The sequence below is a fragment of the Phytopseudomonas seleniipraecipitans genome (assembly GCF_900102335.1).
GTDB lineage: Bacteria > Pseudomonadota > Gammaproteobacteria > Pseudomonadales > Pseudomonadaceae > Aquipseudomonas > Aquipseudomonas seleniipraecipitans.
Genome location: NZ_FNBM01000001.1, coordinates 713,666 through 730,585, shown reverse-complemented (window position 1 = coordinate 730,585; position 16,920 = coordinate 713,666). Strand labels below are relative to the sequence as shown.

The following is a 16,920-nucleotide window of genomic DNA, read 5'->3' as shown; positions in this document are numbered from 1 at the left end:
TCCACCGCACCCCTTCAGCGCCCCTTCGCCTGGAGCGTAAGGAAAATCGGCTGACTGATAGCCTTAGGCAGGGGGATGGCCAACCCAGCGCTTCGCAGGCTGGAAGCAGCGTTATGGGCGGCCGCTGTTCGTTGTCACGGTTTAGGACTACGGAGCAACGCTTTGATTCCGCGCCGGGGTACATTCCTGTCAAAAAGTTGCTGGAAGGTTCTCGGCGCCCGCCCGCCAGCTTCTAGAACGGGCTTCTTGATCGGGTGGTGAGAGGAATCGGTAGCGCCTTCGAGATCAATCCGCGCCCCGAGGCAACTGGCTGGGCGATGCCGTCAGCCTCTCGGGGGCAGCATGTCGGCAAGGCTTTCGCTCAGCTCGCGCATGGAAAATGGCTTGCCAATGGTTTTCAGTGGGTGGGCCATGGTGGGCAGCGAGTCGCCCTTCCCTGCTATCAGCAGTACCGGCAAGTCGGGCCTGTGCTGGTAAGCGATATCGAATAGCTGCACGCCGGTCATACCGGGCAAGTCGTTATCGGCAATGAGCAGATCGAACGGCGCGGTGGAGGCCAGCAAATCGATAGCAGCTAATGGATCGGCAGCATTGACGGCGTCGCAGCCCATGGCAGCCAGCACCTCGGAAACCAGCAGGCGCACCGCCGAGTCGCCTTCGACCAGCAACACGCGATGTGCCGCCACGGCCTGTGGTTGTGCCTCGTCAGTCAGCGGCTGCTCGGTCGAAAACTGCTCATCGACCGGCAAATAAAGGCGCACCGTTGTCCCCGTACCCGGCGTACTGTGAATGGTCACCTGCCCCCCGCTCTGGCGAGCGAATCCGTACACCATGGACAAGCCAAGGCCGCTGCTCTGCCCCAATGACTTGGTGGTGTAAAAGGGATCGAAGGCTTTCTCCAGCGCGTCCCTGTCCATGCCAACCCCGGTATCGGAAAAAGCCATCAGCAGGTATCTGCCCGGCAGCATGGCCGGCAAGGCCGTGATGCTGTTCTGCCCCAAGGTGACCAACGACGTCTGCAGGCTGATCTGCCCACCATCGGGCATCGCATCGCGCGCATTGATGGCGAGGTTCAGGATGGCACTTTCCAATTGCCGGGTGTCCACCACGACCCTCGCATTGCCATGCTGATAGTCACTGCGCAATGCGATGCCTTCACTCACCGTGCGGCGGATCAGAAGCTCGAGCGAGGCGAGCAGCGGATCGACCTCGACAGGCCTGGCATCCATCGGCTGTCGGTGAGAAAAGGTCAACAGCCGCTGAGTCAGCGCACTGGCTCGATCCGCAGAAACGCTGGCGGCCTTGATGAAGCGTTCGATGCCGTCCAACTGACCCTTGGCGACACGACGCTTCATGATATCGAGCGCGCCGATGACGCCTGTAAGCATGTTGTTGAAGTCATGGGCAATGCCGCCGGTCAGCGACGCGATAGCCGTCATCTTGCGACTCTGCAGCAACGCCAGGTCGATATCGCCGTCTCCCAGAGCATCTGTCGGACGCTTGATCGATGCCGTCAGGCAGCTGCACAGCGATCGAGAGGTGAATGGCCGTTCCAGCACGATGACGCCGGGGGTACTGAACGTCGCGCAAGATTGCGCCTGTGTCGCGGCCCCGAGCACGATCAGTGGAATCGCTGCCTGCTGCAACTCAGCGCGCAGCTGCTCACCCAGCCTGGCCCATGCCTCTTCGGCGATCAATGCGGCGCCCACTTCAGGTGTCAGCGCACCCGGCATGGCGCCGCTGTCACACAGATCGATGGTCAAATCCAATGAGGCAAGCAACGGCAGCAAGAGGTCTGCTTCGTCACTACAGATCAGCACGCGCATATTGAGCACCCTGCGCGAAACGTTGCAGCGCTGTGCAGGGAAGACGAAGCGGCGATCGCCTGCGCGCGCGCGTGACAGGCACTCGACCAGCCTGCATTGATGGTTTGCACAAAGAGGCAAATGCTCCACCGGGCAACAACAAGCGCCCGTACTACGACCTCATCCATGGATTTCTGCTCTCGACACAACGTGCGGCTCGAGTCGCATAGGCGCGCTCAAGACCCGAAAGGTATACGCAGCGTTCGACCGCCACGGAAGTGGCGCGTTCCAGCAATAACAGCGTTAGGAGGGAAGTCAGCAAGGCGCAGTGCACGCCGATATCAGGACGGATGAATCAGCAGGGGCCGATCAGTTCCTTGACCTTGGCAATAACCTGATTGATATCGAAAGGCTTGTCGAACACCGCCGCGAACAACTCGGGGCTGGAGCGCCCGACACTGCCTTGCGCGCCGCTCATGAGGATAATGGGGAGATCGACCGAAGGTGCTCTCGCCCGTATTGCGCGGGCGAACTCAAGGCCATCCATGATCGGCATCATGAAGTCGGTAATCACCAACTCAGGCCGTTCGCGGTCGAGTACTTCAAGGCCTCTGCGGCCGTTGCTCGCCTTGACCACCATGTAGCCTTCGTCTTCCATGGCATAGCCGAGAATATCTGCAATCAGATATTCGTCATCGACTATTAGGATGGTTGTCATAGTCCGTAGGCTCGATCAGGCATATTGCTCAGGCTTCCTGAGCCGGTAACGCTGTCCCTGACAAGGCACCTGCATCGTTTTTAAATGCCTTGCTCAGTTCAATACCATGATCGCTAATGACCACTTCGAGGAGAGACGCGTCGTAATGGCTATCCCTCATTTTCAGAATGGACAACAGGCGTTTTAGTTCAGCATCCTTTTCCACGAAACGCATCAGAATCAGGTTATCGACAATGCTCGACAACTCGGGTGCCGGTGCATTGATCTCGGCCACGAACAGATCACGCATCTCCCAGGTGGCGAAAACCGTCACGCCCATGGAACGAAGCTGGCTCATCATGGCGCTGAAGAACTCAATCAATCGCGCGCTGCTAGTGGCCACACGGGCCATACCGCCCAGGCTGTCGATATGCAGGCGCTTGATACCCTTTTCTTCGACGGTCTTGATCAACCGTGCGCCAAGGCCATCGAGCAAGCCCTCGGTGGTCGGCTGCCACATGATGTGCAGCGCGCCGGTTTCTTCCAGCGCACGCAGATCCAGACCAAGCGCGTCGGCCTTGAGGCGCAGGCGCTGCGGCGTTTCATAAAAACCGAAGTGCAGGCCCGGCGACTCGACCGTGGACTGGGCCAGGAAGCTCAATCCGAGGCTGGTCTTGCCAACCCCCGACGGGCCCATGACCAAGGTAGCGGACGACTCGGAGAGCCCTCCACCGATGAGCATATCCAGGCTTTGCACGCCGCTGGAAACACGCACCAAATCAACACTGTCGGGGTAGGTAGGCTTGCTGTACAGGCTTTCCAGGCGTGGGTGAATCACCAGGCCGTCATCAGTGATTTCACACTCATGCAGGCCGGACAACGCGCCGCTGCCGCGGGTCTTGCGCAGGTGAATGCGGCGTACCGAGCGCGCACCGACAAGCTCTTCGCCCAGCTCGATCACACCATCGACCATGGTGTGCTCGGGGCTGCCATCGTCAAGACGCGAGCTGGTCAGGAACAGCACGGTGCAGCCGGCAAATGCGGCATGACCCTGCAGTTCGGAAATGAATTTCTTGGTGTCGATCTGATTTTCCGCCTTGGAGCGGGCATTCAGCAGGCCATCAACGATAAGCAGTGTGGCTTTTTGCCGACTGATCTCGCGACGTAGCAATTTCACGACTTCATCCAGCCCTTCGTTTTCCAGCGTGTCGAACGCGCTGACGAACTGGATTTCGGCACCGACCTTGGCCGGATCGAAAAATGTCATCGTGGAAAGGAATTGAAAGAGCCTTTCGTGGGATTCGGCCAACAACGTGGCGACGAGAACACGGCCACCGTCGCGCACATGATTGAACGCAACCTGATTAGCCAAGATGGTTTTGCCCGAGCCGGGGCGTCCCTGAACGATATAGGATGCGCCAGCAACCAGGCCGCCTTTCAACAAAGCGTCCAGCCCTTCGATCCCACTTCTTAGGCGTTGTAGCTGTTCCAAGTTCTGGTCTGCCTCAGTCGAAAATACGCAGTAAAAATCCACGCTTGAAAGTGCTCTTCCCACTGGCTAACGCACTGACCGGAAAAGCGGTTTGCGGATACTAACATGTTCGTACACCTGCAACTGCTGATTCCCCACCAGCCATCGGCAAACAAAGAATCATCGTGGTGCCCTGCCCTGGGACGCTTTCGACATGCACGCAGCCGCCTGCCTGGCGGGCGAAACCATAAACCTGGCTCAGGCCCAACCCCGTGCCCTTGCCGATGTCCTTGGTGGTGAAGAACGGCTCGAACAGTCGCGCACGAATGGCCGGATCGATGCCGGTGCCATGGTCGATGATGGATATGAGGACGAATTCACCGTGCAGGCCGTCAATATCGCCGTGCAGCGTGCGATTTTCCGCATGCAACTGCACCACGCCATTGCCCTGCATCGCATCTCTGGCGTTGAGCACCAGGTTGAGCACTGCCATTTCCAGCTGGCCGGGATCCAGCTCGACACGGTACAAGCCGGGCGCAAAGCGCATCTGCAGCTTCATCGTCTTGGGCAGCGCCTGGCTGATGAAGGCATACGCGACATCGAGCAGCTCATTCAGGTCGACAAGGCGTCGGGGCATCTGCTCGCAGCGAGCGAAGGTCAATAGATTGCGGGTCAACTGCGCGCCGCGCTCGCCTGCGTCCTGGATGCTGGCGAGCAGGCTGGCCAGGCGCTCTGGATTGTTGGCCCGGCTGGCCAGTTTGGCGGCACTGAGAATGATCGTCAGCAGGTTGTTGAAATCGTGAGCCATACCACCGCTCAGTTGCCCCAGGGCCTCGAGCTTCTGCGCCTGAAATAGTTGTGCGCGCAACGCGTCATAGCGCATATCGGCTTCGTGGCGGTCGGTAATGTCACGGGTGATCTTGGCCAGGCCAATGACCATGCCTGCTTCATCGCGAATCACATCAATCACCACCAGCGCCCGGAAACGCGTTCCGTCCTTGCGCATGCGCCAGCCTTCGTCCTGCGCGCGGCCGTCATGCAACGCCCGCTCGATGAGCTGCCTGGGCTTGCCGCTGTGCCGGTCCTCGTCGGTGTAGAAGACCGACACGTGCTGCCCGATCACCTCGCCGGCTTCGTAACCCTTGATGCGCTGCGCACCGGCATTCCACGAGACAATATGGCCATCGGGGTCGAGCATGAAAATCGCATAGTCGACCACAGCCTGAACCAGCAACTCATAATGCCGTTCAGTCAACGTACTTGGAGAAAGGGGGGCTGATTGGCTGCTCATGATGGCCTGTGCAAGGCGGCGATGGAGGTGCAGTTTAGTCCGCTAAGCGCATCGAACGACAGCGCGATATGCGTCCCGCCCATCTCGTGTCGATTGCCAGATACCATCCAGCCTGATATCTGTATATAAAAACAGTACTCAGCAGCCTCAATGTCTTTCTCCAGCGACCCGCGCTTCTATTATCTGCACAACTTCCAGAAGGCTCTGGCATGGATCGGCGAGCGTCATGCCGATCTGCTGAACGCACGTGAGCAGGCGTTTCTGCAAGCTTTCAGTGCCCTCGAAGGCCCGGCCCAGGCGCTGTTGGTGCGGATGATCATGCGCAAAGGCGTGCACTTTCGAGCCAGCAAGCTCAACTACGAGGAAATTGGCTGCTGCCGCCAGGCCGCTGTGGCGCTGATCGCCAACGGCTGGGTGGTACGCGACGCTGCGCTGCACCTGCATGAGCTGCTGACGCTGCTGCGCAAGGACGAGGTTCTCGATTGTTTCGCGGACCGGATCAGTGACCGTCGCGCCCGCAAAAGCGACCTGCTGGAGCAGCTTGCCGCGCAGTTTGACCAGGCACTGACCTTTGGCGACTGGTGCCCGACGCTCGACGACGCGCTCTACAGCCTGGCCATCAATGACCTCAGCGAGCGCCTGCGACTGATGTTCTTTGGCAATCTGCGCCAGGAATGGTCGGAGTTCGTATTGGCCGACCTGGGTATCTTCCGTTATGAAAGCGTCGACTTTCCGCCGGACTCGCGGGCGCTGCGCTGCCGTGAGGATGTCGATGATTACCTGCACCTGCAGCGCTGCCGGGAAGTATTTGAAGCAGGTGATGCCTCGCCCGCGCTGATCGCCTGTATCGATACCCGGCGCTACGACAATCCCTATATCGCCGAGCGTCGTGCCAAGCTGCTGTTTCGCATCGGCCAGCACCTGGAGCGCTGCGCTGACTTCGAGCAGGCGCTAGAGGTTTACGCCAGCAGCGGTTATGGCGCGGCGCGGCAACGGCAGATCCGTGTTCTGGAGCGCACCATGCGCTTTCAGGAAGCGTTCGAGCTGTCCAGCCAGGCGATTTTGGCGCCCACCAGTGATGGCGAGCTGCAACTCGCGCAACGCGCTGGAGTGAGACTGGCCAGACAGCTTGGGCTACCCATTGCAAAACGCAGCAAACCGCCGGCACCGGCGCGTCTCGATCTGCAATTGCCCAGGCTGCCATCGCTGGCAGTCGAGCAACGGGTGCAACTGCACCTGCAGCGCAACGAAGCGCCGGTGCATTACGTCGAGAACACGCTGATCTGCAGCCTGTTCGGGCTGCTCTGCTGGCCAGCGATCTTCGCCGCGGTACCAGGTGCGTTCTTTCATCCCTTCCAGCACGGCCCGGCTGACCTGCTCACTGCCGACTTCTATCCACGTCGTCGCGCGCTGTTCGCCACCTGCCTGGCGCAACTGGAGGATGGCAGCTACCGCGACAGCATCCGCCAGACCTACCGCGACAAGTTCGGCATTCAGTCGCCGTTCGTGCACTGGGGCGCGCTCAGCGAAGCATTGCTGGTACAGGCGCTCGATTGCCTGCCGGCCGCCCATCTCCTGGCGTGGTTTCGACGCCTGCTCGGGGATATCCAGGCTAATCGCGCGGGCATGCCAGACCTCATCCAGTTCTGGCCTGAGGAGAAACGCTACCGCATGATCGAGGTGAAAGGCCCGGGCGATCGGCTCCATGATAATCAACGCCGCTGGCTGGCGTTCTGTGCCGAACACGGCATGCCGGTAGACGTCTGCTACGTGCAGTGGGCCGACGCGTGAGCTACCGCGTGGCGGTGCGCGCGCTGTGCGAGTTCACCGCCAAGTGCGGCGACCTCGACTTGCGTTTCACGCCGTCACCCACTGCCCAGGAAGGCATGGCTGGACACGCCACCGTGGTCAGCCGCCGCGGTGAGCACTACGAAGCGGAAGTGCCACTGGCAGGCGAGTTCCGTTCGCTGCAGGTACGCGGCCGCGCCGATGGCTTCGACCCGCACAGCAACCTGCTCGAAGAAATAAAAACCCACCGCGGCGATATAAGCCGCATCCCCGATAACCACCGGCAACTGCACTGGGCTCAAGCGCGGGTATACGGTTGGCTGCTGTGCGAAGGCCGTGACCTGCCGCAGATCGATCTTGCGGTGGTGTATTTCAACGTCCTGACTCAGAAGGAAAGCGTGTTTCGCGAAACCCGCACGGCGGCGGAATTACAGGCGTTCTTCGCCGAGCTGTGCGGCCGCTTCATCACCTGGGCCGAACAGGAGCAGGCGCACCGTTTGCGCCGTGACAACGCGTTGAGCGAGTTGCGTTTCCCGCATGCCGAGTTTCGCCTGGGTCAGCGCCAGTTGGCAGAAAACGTGTATCGCGCCGCCCGCGACGGCCACTGCCTGATGGCGCAGGCCACCACCGGTATTGGTAAGACGCTCGGCACGCTGTTCCCGCAATTGAAGGCCTTTCCCGAACACGGGTTGGATCGATTGTTCTTTCTAACCGCCAAAACGCCAGGGCGCCAGTTGGCCCTGCACGCGCTGCAAACGCTGCGAGGCGACACGCTGCCGCTGCGCGTGCTGGAACACGTTGCGCGGGACAAGGCCTGCGAGCATCCGGACAAAGCCTGCCACGGTGAATCCTGCCCACTGGCCCGAGGCTTCTACGACCGCCTGCCCGCCGCGCGCCAGGCCGCTGTCGAGTGCACCTGGCTGGACCAGGCCGCGGTACGCGCCATCGCCCTGCAGCATCAGGTCTGCCCTTACTACCTGAGCCAGGAACTGACCCGCTGGGCCGACGTGGTGGTATGCGACTACAACTACTACTTCGACCTCAGCGCACTGCTCTACAGCCTCACGCTGATCAACGAATGGCGGGTCACGCTGCTGGTGGACGAAGCCCATAACCTGATCGAGCGCGCTCGTCGCATGTACAGCGCCGAACTCGACCAGGCGCGCTTCGAGGCCATGCGCAGCAATGCCCCAAAGGGCTTGAGCGCGGTGCTGACGCGTATCAGCCGGCACTGGAAACAGCTGCACAAAGAGCAACGCGAGGAATACCGGACCTATCCGCAACCGCCGGATTTATTACTGTTGTCGCTGCAAAAGGCGGTCAGCGCGATCACCGATCACCTCACCGACCAGCCCACCGGCAACGATGGCGAGCTGCTGCAGTTCTACCTGGACGCCATGGCATTCTGTCGCCTGGCGGAAGCCTTCGGTCCGCACTCGTTGTTCGATATCAGTCGTCAGTCAGCCGTCCGCGGGCGCAGCTATTCAACACTGTGCCTGCGCAATATCGTGCCGGCACCGTTTCTCGCGCCGCGCTTCGAGAACAGCCACAGCACCACGCTGTTTTCAGCCACGCTAAGCCCTGCCGACTATTACGCCAACCTGCTCGGCCTGCCGGAGGCGACGCCCTGGCTGGACGTAGAATCGCCGTTCCAGGCCGCCCAGTTACAGGTTCACGCCGTCAGCAACCTGTCGACCCGCTACCAGCATCGCGAGCGCTCGCTGGCGCCCATCGTCGCGCTGATGGCCCGGCAATTTACCGAGCGGCCCGGCAATTACCTGGCCTTCTTCAGCAGCTACGCCTATTTGCAGCAGGTGCTGGAGCTGTTCGAGCATCAGCACCCAGGCATTGAATACTGGGTACAGGCCCGGCAGATGGACGAAAGCCAGCGCCAGGAGTTTCTCGAGCGCTTCCAGCCCGGCGGCCAAGGAATCGGCTTCGCAGTGCTCGGTGGCGTGTTCGGTGAAGGCATCGACCTGCCGGGCGACCGCCTGATCGGCGCGTTTATCGCCACCCTGGGGCTGCCGCAGATCAACCCGATCAATGAACAGATCAAGCAGCGCATGGCCGAGATGTTCACCAGCGGCTACGACTACACCTACCTGTACCCCGGCCTGCAGAAAGTCGTGCAGGCCGCCGGACGGGTGATTCGCACCCCGCAGGACAGCGGCGTGGTGCACCTCATGGACGACCGCTTTACCCTGCCGGACGTACGTGCCCTGCTCCCCGGCTGGTGGCACGTGCAGCGCAGCCGAGTCCCCCACGCACCTCAGGTTCATGTGCCATCTATTACCCGCAAGGTGCTGCCGATAGCCGTTCTACCTGCGCCCCCCGTAGCGTCTCAACAAGGTCTGTTCGACCTTGACTGACGCGCTGTTCGCGAAAAACTAATCAGCGCAGCCGATCGACCACATCCGCCACCACACCAAGCATGTCCCCGGCCAGCTTCATCGAGCGCTCACCATTCCAGCCCGTCTGCGGGTTCGCCGCGTCGTCGTGGTCCTTGAACGGCATTTCCAGCGTGAACGCCAGGCAGTCGAACTCCTCCCCCACCGAATTGCAGGCCAGCGCCAGGTTCGCCTGGCCGGGCGCACTGCGCGGATAGCCGAAGCGGGTCTGGAATTCAGCCCCGCGCTCGACGAGCCGGCTACGGAACTCACGGTCCAACGCCTCCAGGCGTGGCGTAAAGCCGGGGTTACCTTCGCAGCCCGCTGCGAATACGTGAGGAATTTCCTCGTCGCCATGGATATCGAGAAATAGGTCCACGCCCGTTTCCCGCATTGCCTGCTGCACAAAGTGCACTTCCGGGCTGCGCTCGAGACTGGCCGACTGCCAGGCACGATTGAGATCCTGCCCTGCCGCATTGGTGCGCAGGTGGCCACGGAAAGCGCCGTCCGGGTTCATGTTCGGCACCAGATACAGGTCGGCCTGTTGCAGCAGCGCATCCATTTCGGCGTCGCCGGTGTCCTGCAGGCGGCGGATCACGCCCTCCATGAACCACTCAGCCATGTGCTCGCCCGGATGCTGCTGAGCAATGATCCACACCTTGCGACTGGCCTGCGCATGCCGGTGCACACGCAGCAGCTCGATATCACGCCCTTCGAGGCTGCGCCCGCACGCATGCAATTCGATACCGGGTATCGCCAGCGCCTGAGCGATTAATGCGCTGTGCCGCTCGCGACTGTAGGGCTCGAAATAGGCGAACCACATCTGCGCGTGCTGAGGCTCCAGGCCGAACTGCAGGGCGCCGTCGACGAACTGGCTCGGTACCCTAAACCAGCTGCGCTGATCGTACGACGCCACCGCGTTGTAGCCCGCCCAGGCATTGCGGTAGGCGGACTGCCCGGCGTTGGTGATGCTGAAGTCGTGGCGTGCGCCAGGCGTCAGGCCCTCGACGTGGAAGTGAAACCACTGGAAATGGTCGCTATTGAGGTCCTTGCGCATGGCCAACAACACCTTGTGCGGGTCGCTGGCGTCCTGCACGAGGATATTGCCGCTGTCGAAATCCGAACTGATCTTCATGGTTATTCCCAACGCTGGTCACGGTCGCACAAGCATCTCAGTTTCCGGGCCAACGGGAAATCCACAGGCACTGATTGCAGCTGATCGTGGTGCGCCTCACACTGCAGGCCTCACTTATGCAGATGCCCGGAGCCACCATGTCCCTAGCCGATGATCAACAACGCCAGCGCGTGCTGGATGCCACCGAATCGCTGGACTGCACGGTCTATCGCCCCGACGAGGACGATCTCGACGCCGAAGAGCAGGACTTGGGCGATGCCAAGGTGCTGTTCACCGGACCCTTCGAGCCACCCCAGGAATGGGATGCTGCTGAACGCGATGATTATTTCGATGGCATCGATCCGGCACTGTTTTTCACCGCACTGATCGCCAGTGAAGCCAAGCCCGGTTCCAAGGCGTTCTTCATGCCGCAGTCCGGCGACCTGCTGGCTGCCATGAACGCCGGGAAGGTGGAGATGTACTTTGTCTGCGAGCGCCTGGACGACCAACAAGGCTCCAGCTTCGTCCTGATCCGCGATGAAGAAACCGACTGACCACGGCGTGTCACAGGCATAAAAAAACGGGCCCGATTGGGCCCGTTTTCAGTGCGTTGCAATCGATCAGCTGCGGATCAGGTGGTCGAAGGCGCTCAACGACGCTTTCGAACCTTCACCCATGGCGATGACGATCTGCTTGTACGGCACGGTGGTCACGTCACCGGCAGCGAAGATGCCCGGCAGCGACGTTTCGCCACGAGCGTCGACGATGATCTCGCCGCGATCGGACAGCTCCACCGAACCTTTCAGCCATTCGGAGTTCGGCAACAGGCCGATCTGCACGAAGATGCCTTCCAGCTCCAACGGGACGAACTCGTCGGAGTTGCGATCCTTGTAGACCAGGCCAGTGACCTTCTGACCATCGCCTTTCACTTCACTGGTCAGGGCGCTGGTGATCACCTTGACGTTCGGCAGGCTGTAGAGCTTTTTCTGCAGCACCGCGTCAGCACGCAGCTTGCTGTCGAACTCGAGCAGGGTAACGTGGGCGACGATACCGGCCAGGTCGATGGCCGCTTCCACACCGGAGTTACCACCACCAACGACCGCAACGCGCTTGCCTTTGAACAGCGGGCCGTCGCAATGCGGGCAGTACGCCACGCCCTTGTTGCGGTACTCCTGCTCGCCCGGCACGTTCATCTCTCTCCAGCGTGCGCCGGTAGAGAGGATCACGGTCTTGGCCTTCAGGCTCGCACCGCTCTCGAACTTCACTTCGTGCAGGCCGCCGGCGCTGGACGCCGGGATCAGCGCGCTGGCGCGCTGCAGGTTCATGATGTCGACATCGTACTGCTTGACGTGCTCTTCCAGGGCGCGGGCCAGTTTCGGGCCTTCGGTTTCCTGCACCGAGATGAAGTTCTCGATGGCCATGGTGTCCAGCACCTGACCGCCGAAACGCTCGGCTGCAACACCGGTACGGATGCCTTTACGCGCAGCATAGATGGCTGCTGCAGCACCCGCCGGGCCACCACCGATAACCAGCACATCGAAGGCGTCCTTGGCATTGAGCTTGGCAGCGTCACGGGCTGAAGCGCCGGTGTCGATCTTGGCGAGGATCTGCTCGGCGTCCATACGGCCCTGACCGAACAGTTCGCCGTTCAGGTAGATGCTCGGTACCGACATGATCTGCCGGGACTCGACTTCATCCTGGAACAGCGCGCCGTCGATGGCGACGTGACGGATGTTCGGGTTGAGCACGGCCATCAGGTTCAGCGCCTGCACCACGTCCGGGCAGTTCTGGCAGGACAGCGAGAAGTAGGTCTCGAAGTTGAACTCACCTTCAAGGCTGCTGATCTGCTCGATCACTTCAGCCGCCAGCTTCGACGGGTGGCCACCGACTTGCAGCAGGGCCAGCACCAGCGAGGTGAACTCATGCCCCATCGGCAGGCCGGCGAAGCGCAGGCTGATGTTGCCGTTCGGGCGATTCAGGGCGAACGACGGCACGCGAGCGTCGGTGCCGTCAGTCTTCAGGGTGATCTTGTCGGTCAGGCTGACGATATCGTCGAGCAGGCCTTTGAGCTCCTGAGATTTGTCGCTGTCATCGAGGGACGCGACGATCTCGAACGGCTGGCTGACCTTTTCCAGGTACGCCTTCAACTGGGTTTTAAGGGTTGCGTCCAACATATACGGGTCCTCAATGACGAAATTCGGGCAATAAAACGCCCGGACGGGTTACGCCCGGGCGTTCGGGCGCGCTTCCAAAATCAGTTGTTGATTTGATCAGCGCGTAAAACGGATTGGGAAACGTAGCGAGCGGTGTTGAGGCAAGGCGAGATCAGGCTCGGGCGAGGAGTTTACGAGCTGTAAATGACGAGCCCGAGCCTGATTTCAACGCAGCATCAGCGACGCGCAGTAGTTTCCCGGCCGTTTTTAGATCTTGCCGACCAGGTCCAGGGAAGGAGCCAGAGTCTGGGCACCTTCTTTCCACTTGGCTGGGCACACTTCGCCCGGGTGGGCAGCGGTGTACTGAGCGGCTTGCAGCTTGCGCAGGGTCTCGGCCACGTCACGAGCGATCTCGTTGGAGTGGATTTCGACGGTCTTGATCTGGCCTTCCGGGTTGATCACGAACGTACCGCGCAGTGCCAGACCTTCTTCAGCGATGTGCACGCCGAATGCGTTGGTCAGCTGGTGAGTCGGGTCGCCGATCAGCGGGAACTGAGCCTTGCCGACAGCCGGAGAAGTCTCGTGCCATACCTTGTGCGAGAAATGAGTGTCAGTGGTGACGATGTACACTTCAGCACCAGCCTTCTGGAAGGCTTCGTAGTTGTTGGCAGCGTCTTCGATCTCGGTTGGGCAGTTGAAGGTGAAAGCTGCCGGCATGAAGATCAGTACCGACCACTTGCCTTTCAGGCTTTCTTCGGTGACTTCGATGAATTTACCGTTGTGGAATGCATTGACCTTGAACGGCTGAACTTGGGTGTTAATCAAAGACATCTGTGAACTCCTGCGAGGGTTGAAAAATTTACAGGGCAGATAGTAGCCCCATCCGGACCAAAGAGCCCATTGATTGAAACCATGGTTTCAATTAACTGACTCAATCGACCTACTTAAAAATCCTTTTAAAACAGTAATCTGAAGCTGCAGTGCGCTGCAACCGGTGAGTCACGTTGTGGCGACAGCCTGCCAGCGAGCCAACTGTGAACCACCTACGCTGTCTGACACCATGTCATCTTGCCTGGTTCGTCTCATGTCCCCTGTCCAGACCATCGTCGCTGCGCTTGTCCTGCTGAGCCTCAGCTGCGTTGCCGAGGAACGCCCGCTGCGCTTCTCGATAACCGAAAGCGGGGTGATGCCACTGGTGGATATCCGCAACGGCAAAGCTGTCGGCGGCATCCTCTACGACCTGCCCATGCGCCTGGCAGAAAAGCTCGGCCGACGCGCCGAGCTGCTGGTGATGCCCCGTTTGCGTGTACAACACACCCAACTGCACAACGAAATCGATGTGCGCTGCTACGCGAGTCCGGTGTGGCTGAACGAAGCAACGCCCAATTACCTGTGGAGCATCCCCTTTATGGTGCAGCGTGATCTGGTGGTCAGCCGGCGCCGGGAGCCGATAACACCGGAAAAACTCCCCCGGCAACGCATCGGAACCGTGCTGGGCTTCTACTACCCAAGCCTGAATCCGCTGTTCATGTCTGGCAAGCTGCTGCGCGACAACGCGCGCACCCAGGGTCTGGTACTCACCAAACTCGCTGCCGGACGTTACGATTATGCGATCAGCAACGAACTGGCGCTGCTCTGGCACAACCGTCACAACGACCCGGCGCAGAAACTCTATGAGGTGCACGAACTGGCCAGCGACCCGGCCTTCTGCCTGGTGCGTGATGCACCCGACGTGCCCACCCAGCAGCTGTTGCGCGCTATGAAAGAGATGAAGCAGGACGGCGAATTCGAGGCCATCCTGCAGCGCTATCGCTGAACGAAGCTGCCCACAAAGCAGTTCTCTCGGCGCATCTTTGCGTGAATAATGCCCCGCCTGATTCGCTCCACGTTATCGAGGTAGACACATGAGTGGCCCAGCCCACGACGCCACACGCCTGAGCGCGGGCGCGATCCTGCTGATCGAATTGGCGCTAGCGCTTGGCGGCTTCGCCATCGGTACCAGCGAGTTCTCGATCATGGGCCTGATGCCCAACGTGGCGCAGGATCTGAACGTCAGCGAACCGCAAGTCGGTCATGTAATCAGCAGCTACGCCCTCGGCGTGGTGGTCGGCGCGCCTATCCTGGCGCTGCTCGGCGCTCGTCTACTGCGCAAGAGTCTGCTGCTGTTGCTGATGGGCGTGTTCGCGGTTGGCAACCTCGCCAGCGCCCTCGCGCCTGATTACAGCTCGCTGCTGGTATTCCGGTTTTTCGCCGGCCTGCCGCATGGCGCCTACTTCGGCGTCGCCATGCTGGTCGCGGCCTCCATGGCGCCGCCGCATAAGCGCGCCAAGGCGGTCAGCCGGGTGCTGATGGGCTTGAGCGTGGCGATTCTGATCGGCAACCCGCTGGCGACCTGGCTGGGCCAGAGCATGAGTTGGCGCTACGCTTTCGCCCTGGTCAGCGTAATCGCCCTGCTCACCGTGGCGATGGTGGCGATCTTCCTGCCGGTCGACCGCAACGAGGTACGCAGCAGCCCGATCAACGAATTGCGCGCCTTTAACCGCGCGCCCATCTGGCTGGCGCTGGGCATCGGCTCGATCGGCTTCGCCGGGATGTTCTGCGTATTCAGCTACATGGCCCCGACGCTGCTGGAAGTCACCCAGGTCAACCCGGGCATGATCCCCGTAGCCATGGCGGTGTTCGGCGTCGGCTGCATCCTTGGCAACATGGCGGGCGGCTGGCTGTTCGACCGCCTGCAATTCAAGTCGGTGGCCTGGATTCTGTTGTGGAGCGCGCTGGTGCTGCTGGTCTTGCCCTCTGCCACACAGTCGATCTGGACCATGCTGCCGGCAATTCTTGCCCTCGGAACAATCGCAGCGTTGTCGCCAGCCCTGCAGACCCACCTGATGGATGTGGCAACTGGCGCGCAGACCCTCGCTGCGGCCTCTAACCATGCGGCCTTCAATATCGCCAACGCCCTCGGGCCGTGGCTCGGCGGCTTGGCGATCAGCGCCGGGTTCGGCTGGACCTCGACGGGATATATCGGCGCGGTGACCGCGCTGGCTGGCCTGGCGATCTTCGCCTGGGCGTGGAAGGTTCAATCGGCAACTGAAGCGGCTGGCTGATCGGGTGGTCGCAACGAGCTGTCGTGCCGCCAGACATGCAACGAGGTGTCGGGCGTACGGCCGAACAGCCAGCCCGTACGCCCGCCTACCAGGGTGGTGACCGCATGATTGCGCCCCATGGGCAGATGCCGGGCCAGAAACAGTGCGCTGTCACGCAGCACAGCCAGCGCCGCACTGTTGGACTGGAACAAGGGCGTCAGCAGCCGGCTGGCCTGGCGGTAATAGCGCAGGTGCTGGCGACGCGTTTTGGCGTAGCTGGCAAACACCGCTGGCCAATCTGCCGGTAGATCACCCGAGGTGCCGCGCCGCAAGGCGGCGGCGAGGGCCGCTGCGTCCACCAACGCCATGTTGGCGCCCTGCCCCAGCTGTGGGCTCATAGCATGCGCGCAGTCGCCGATGGCCAACACACGGCAGTCGTGCCACTGCTGCATGCGTACATCAGCGTAAGTAGCCAGGGTGAGTTGCGCCGGTGAGTGAACGTGGGCGAGAAAAGCATCGGCCTGAGGCCCGGCGAGCTGTGTCACGCTGTTTTTCCAGGCGCCAAGGCCGGCTTCGCACCAGGCAGCATAGCCGGCTGTTGGCAAACTCCAGAACAGGCTGCTGACACGTTGCTCGGGCGCCTCATGGGTTCGCCCGGTGGGCATGATACCGAACATCTGCGAGCAGCCCCGGTACCACTGCCGCAAGTCGGTCGAGTCGGCATCCGCAGGGGTCGGTACGATGCTCCAGAGTGCACCCCAGGGATAGGGCCTCACCCATTGACGCACGCGCATCTGCGCGCGCAAATGTGACCGCGTGCCGTCGGCAAGAATCAGCGCGCCGTAATCACCGTAGGGTTGCTCAACCGTTCCTTCAACAGTGGCGAACAGGGTGACGCCCTGCACGGTCTGCTGAAAGCGAGCAATGCTGACGCCGGTACGAATCACCACGCCTGCGCTTTTGGCAGCTTCCAACAACGCCTGCATCAGCACGCCTCGATGGATGCCCAGGCCGTAACTCCCTGGCTGCCAATGTTGGTACTGAGTATCGAGAATCACCCGCTTGCCGCAGGCAGATGTGCCAAACAGCCGAGCGACCGGCGCGCCCAGCCCGGTGCATTCGTCGAACAAC

General features: G+C 61.2%; 13 protein-coding genes. 5 read left to right on the top strand and 8 right to left on the bottom strand.

The window, feature by feature from the left end:
* Nucleotides 1–323: 323 nt before the first annotated feature.
* From BLS60_RS03325 to BLS60_RS03310, 4 genes are all read right to left on the bottom strand, one after another.
* Entirely contained in the window at nucleotides 324–1,826 is a 1,503-nt protein-coding gene (locus BLS60_RS03325; protein WP_092364597.1) for an ATP-binding protein, read from the bottom strand.
* A gap of 334 nt (nucleotides 1,827–2,160) precedes the next feature.
* Nucleotides 2,161–2,523, bottom strand: a complete 363-nt coding sequence (locus tag BLS60_RS03320; protein WP_092364594.1) for a response regulator transcription factor — start codon at nucleotides 2,521–2,523, stop codon at nucleotides 2,161–2,163.
* Nucleotides 2,524–2,551: 28 nt separating this feature from the next.
* Nucleotides 2,552–3,994, bottom strand: coding sequence for an ATPase domain-containing protein (locus tag BLS60_RS03315; protein WP_070881750.1), 1,443 nt, complete (start codon nucleotides 3,992–3,994; stop codon nucleotides 2,552–2,554).
* A 100-nt stretch (nucleotides 3,995–4,094) separates the two neighbouring features.
* On the bottom strand, nucleotides 4,095–5,264 hold the full coding sequence (locus tag BLS60_RS03310) for a two-component system sensor histidine kinase NtrB (protein WP_092364591.1): 1,170 nt from the start codon (nucleotides 5,262–5,264) through the stop codon (nucleotides 4,095–4,097).
* 150 nt (nucleotides 5,265–5,414) lie between these two features.
* Between BLS60_RS03310 and BLS60_RS03305 the strand changes: the two genes are divergently transcribed.
* Together BLS60_RS03305 and BLS60_RS03300 are read left to right on the top strand one after the other, a co-directional pair.
* On the top strand, nucleotides 5,415–7,055 hold the full coding sequence (locus tag BLS60_RS03305; RefSeq protein ID WP_092364588.1) for a VRR-NUC domain-containing protein: 1,641 nt from the start codon (nucleotides 5,415–5,417) through the stop codon (nucleotides 7,053–7,055).
* Entirely contained in the window at nucleotides 7,052–9,421 is a 2,370-nt protein-coding gene (locus BLS60_RS03300; RefSeq protein ID WP_244153349.1) for an ATP-dependent DNA helicase, read from the top strand. The genes BLS60_RS03305 and BLS60_RS03300 overlap by 4 nt, the downstream gene beginning before the upstream one ends.
* 22 nt (nucleotides 9,422–9,443) lie before the next feature.
* Here BLS60_RS03300 and BLS60_RS03295 read toward each other — a convergent pair whose 3' ends face one another.
* Complete coding sequence (locus BLS60_RS03295; protein ID WP_092364585.1) at nucleotides 9,444–10,574, bottom strand: M14 family metallopeptidase; 1,131 nt, start codon at nucleotides 10,572–10,574, stop codon at nucleotides 9,444–9,446.
* A 137-nt stretch (nucleotides 10,575–10,711) separates the two neighbouring features.
* On the opposite strand from BLS60_RS03295, the gene BLS60_RS03290 reads away from it, so the two are divergent.
* Nucleotides 10,712–11,107 (top strand): hypothetical protein, encoded by a 396-nt coding sequence (locus BLS60_RS03290; RefSeq protein ID WP_092365320.1) that lies wholly within the window; start codon nucleotides 10,712–10,714, stop codon nucleotides 11,105–11,107.
* A gap of 66 nt (nucleotides 11,108–11,173) precedes the next feature.
* Here the strand turns inward: BLS60_RS03290 and ahpF are convergent, their stop codons facing one another.
* Both ahpF and ahpC read right to left on the bottom strand, forming a co-directional pair.
* The gene (ahpF, locus tag BLS60_RS03285) at nucleotides 11,174–12,727 is read right to left on the bottom strand and encodes an alkyl hydroperoxide reductase subunit F (protein ID WP_092364582.1); all 1,554 of its coding nucleotides are present in this window, start codon (nucleotides 12,725–12,727) and stop codon (nucleotides 11,174–11,176) included.
* A 246-nt stretch (nucleotides 12,728–12,973) separates the two neighbouring features.
* Complete coding sequence (ahpC, locus tag BLS60_RS03280; protein WP_070881569.1) at nucleotides 12,974–13,537, bottom strand: alkyl hydroperoxide reductase subunit C; 564 nt, start codon at nucleotides 13,535–13,537, stop codon at nucleotides 12,974–12,976.
* A 253-nt stretch (nucleotides 13,538–13,790) separates the two neighbouring features.
* Between ahpC and BLS60_RS03275 the strand changes: the two genes are divergently transcribed.
* Nucleotides 13,791–14,522: a substrate-binding periplasmic protein gene (locus BLS60_RS03275; protein ID WP_070881570.1), complete on the top strand. Its 732-nt coding sequence runs from the start codon at nucleotides 13,791–13,793 to the stop codon at nucleotides 14,520–14,522.
* An 88-nt stretch (nucleotides 14,523–14,610) separates the two neighbouring features.
* The gene (locus BLS60_RS03270) at nucleotides 14,611–15,810 is read left to right on the top strand and encodes an MFS transporter (RefSeq protein ID WP_070881571.1); all 1,200 of its coding nucleotides are present in this window, start codon (nucleotides 14,611–14,613) and stop codon (nucleotides 15,808–15,810) included.
* Here the strand turns inward: BLS60_RS03270 and BLS60_RS03265 are convergent.
* Nucleotides 15,783–16,919: an FAD-dependent oxidoreductase gene (locus tag BLS60_RS03265; protein ID WP_244153348.1), complete on the bottom strand. Its 1,137-nt coding sequence runs from the start codon at nucleotides 16,917–16,919 to the stop codon at nucleotides 15,783–15,785. The two genes, BLS60_RS03270 and BLS60_RS03265, sit on opposite strands and share 28 nt — an antisense overlap.
* Nucleotide 16,920: the final 1 nt, after the last annotated feature.

Coding starts and splice junctions, on each gene's coding strand:
- BLS60_RS03325 (WP_092364597.1), bottom strand. CDS start 1,826: ATGCGCGTGCTGATCTGTAGTGACGAAGCAGACCTCTTGCTGCCGTTG.
- BLS60_RS03320 (WP_092364594.1), bottom strand. CDS start 2,523: ATGACAACCATCCTAATAGTCGATGACGAATATCTGATTGCAGATATT.
- BLS60_RS03310 (WP_092364591.1), bottom strand. CDS start 5,264: ATGAGCAGCCAATCAGCCCCCCTTTCTCCAAGTACGTTGACTGAACGG.
- BLS60_RS03305 (WP_092364588.1), top strand. CDS start 5,415: ATGTCTTTCTCCAGCGACCCGCGCTTCTATTATCTGCACAACTTCCAG.
- BLS60_RS03295 (WP_092364585.1), bottom strand. CDS start 10,574: ATGAAGATCAGTTCGGATTTCGACAGCGGCAATATCCTCGTGCAGGAC.
- BLS60_RS03290 (WP_092365320.1), top strand. CDS start 10,712: ATGTCCCTAGCCGATGATCAACAACGCCAGCGCGTGCTGGATGCCACC.
- ahpF (WP_092364582.1), bottom strand. CDS start 12,727: ATGTTGGACGCAACCCTTAAAACCCAGTTGAAGGCGTACCTGGAAAAG.
- ahpC (WP_070881569.1), bottom strand. CDS start 13,537: ATGTCTTTGATTAACACCCAAGTTCAGCCGTTCAAGGTCAATGCATTC.
- BLS60_RS03275 (WP_070881570.1), top strand. CDS start 13,791: ATGTCCCCTGTCCAGACCATCGTCGCTGCGCTTGTCCTGCTGAGCCTC.
- BLS60_RS03270 (WP_070881571.1), top strand. CDS start 14,611: ATGAGTGGCCCAGCCCACGACGCCACACGCCTGAGCGCGGGCGCGATC.